The sequence below is a fragment of the Mesorhizobium sp. M7A.F.Ca.US.005.03.2.1 genome (genome assembly GCF_003997795.1).
Classification (GTDB): Bacteria; Pseudomonadota; Alphaproteobacteria; order Rhizobiales; family Rhizobiaceae; genus Mesorhizobium; species Mesorhizobium ciceri.
The window spans coordinates 1-1772 of the sequence record NZ_RZRP01001085.1 but is presented as its reverse complement, the minus strand read 5'-3'; the positions used below and the strand labels follow the sequence as shown (position 1 = coordinate 1772).

The window sequence follows — 1772 nt, the reverse complement described above, 5'->3', positions numbered from 1 at the left end:
AAATTGTATACAAAATAGCATGCGAAATCAAAAACAATGGGAACACCGGTGGAGAGCCGAAAATGAACAGGACCAGAAGCATCAGCGTTGTCGCGGTGGCCGCCCTCGTGGCAGCGGTCGCGGCCCCCGCCGTGGCGGGCGATACCATCACTGTCGCCTCGTGGGGCGGCACCTACCAGGAAGCGCAGACCAAGGCGTTCTTCAAGCCGACAGCCGACGCGCTCGGCATCACCATCAAGGAGGACACCACCAACGGCCTCGACGACGTCCGGCTGCAGGTGACCGGCAATGCAGTGAAATGGGACATCACCGAACTTGGCGCCGACGAATGCGCGCGCGGTTCGAAGGAAGGGCTGTTCGAAAAGCTCGACTACGGCATCATCGATAAGACCGGCATCAACCCGAAGCTTGTCCACGATGACTGGGTCGGCATTTCCTACACCTCCGTCGTGCTGATCTACCGGACTGATGTGTTCGGCGACAAAGGCCCCAAGACCTGGGCCGACTTCTGGAACGTGGAAAAGTTTCCGGGACGGCGCGCGTTGAGCGGCAGCCAGGCGACCGAAACGCTGAGCGTCGCGGCTCTCGCCTCGGGCCTGCCGATCGACAAGGTCTATCCCGTGGATGTCGACGGCGCGCTGAAATCGGTCGACAAGATCCGTGGCCATGTCGACGCCTGGTGGACCTCCGGCGCGCAGGCCATGCAACTGGTGAAAGACGGCGAAGTCGACATGGCGAGCATCTGGAACGGCCGCGCCGGCACCTTGAAGAAGGAAGGCGCGCCGGTCAGCTTCTCCTTCGATCAGGGCGTGCTGACCGCCGACTGCATGGTCATCCCCAAGGGTGCCAAGAACAAGGAAGCCGCGATGAAGGCGCTTGCGATGTTCGTCAGCCCGCAGCTGCAGGCCAATCTGCCGCTCTACGTCGACAATGGCCCGGTAAACGAGAAGGCTTTCGAGACCGGCAAGATCCCGCAGGACAGGATCAAGGACATCAATTCGGCGCCCGAAAACGTCAAGAAGCAGGTGTTGCAGGATGCAGAATTCTGGCGCGACAATCTGATCGAGGCGACGGAGAAGTTCAACAATCTGATCCAGCAATAGGCTGCGGACACAAGCTTACGGCGGGCAGCGTAACCAGCCACTGCCTCGCCACCTGTTCTCTGCGGCTAAGGAGCGAAAAATCTTGTCCATTGCGCCATCCGCGTTGCCCATCGGCATGCGCGGGATCGAGAAACGATTTGGCAGCGTGCCTGTGCTGCGCGACCTTAACCTCGATGTCGAGGCCGGCGAATTCCTGACGCTGCTCGGCCCTTCCGGTTCCGGCAAGACGACGCTGCTGATGATCCTGGCCGGTTTCGTGCGGGCCAATGCCGGCTCGATCAGGGTCGGCGGCGACGAGATCATCACCACGCCGCCGCACAAGCGCAACATCGGCATGGTGTTCCAGAACTACGCGCTGTTTCCGCACATGAACGTCTTCCACAACATCGCCTTTCCGCTGAAGCAGCGCGGCGTCGCCGCGGCCGAGACGGCCGAACGTGTCGAGAAGGCGCTCGATCTGGTGAAATTGCAGGGCCTGGGCGAGCGCCGGGTCGACCAGCTCTCCGGCGGCCAGCGACAGCGTGTGGCGCTGGCGCGCGCCATCGTCTTCGAGCTGCGCATCGTGCTGATGGACGAACCCTTGTCGGCGCTCGACAAGGGCCTGCGCGAGCACATGCAGATCGAGCTGCGCGCCCTGCATCGCCGGCTCGGCATGACCACCGTCTGTGT

General features: G+C 62.2%; 2 protein-coding genes. Both read left to right on the top strand.

Going from position 1 to position 1772, the window contains the following annotated elements; all coding sequences use genetic code 11:
• The first annotated feature begins 62 nt into the window (after positions 1-62).
• Positions 63-1103: an ABC transporter substrate-binding protein gene (locus EN991_RS34895; protein ID WP_127370427.1), complete on the top strand. Its 1041-nt coding sequence runs from the start codon at positions 63-65 to the stop codon at positions 1101-1103.
• An 82-nt stretch (positions 1104-1185) separates the two neighbouring features.
• On the top strand, positions 1186-1772 hold a 587-nt coding region (locus EN991_RS34890), incomplete at its 3' end, for an ATP-binding cassette domain-containing protein (protein ID WP_127370426.1).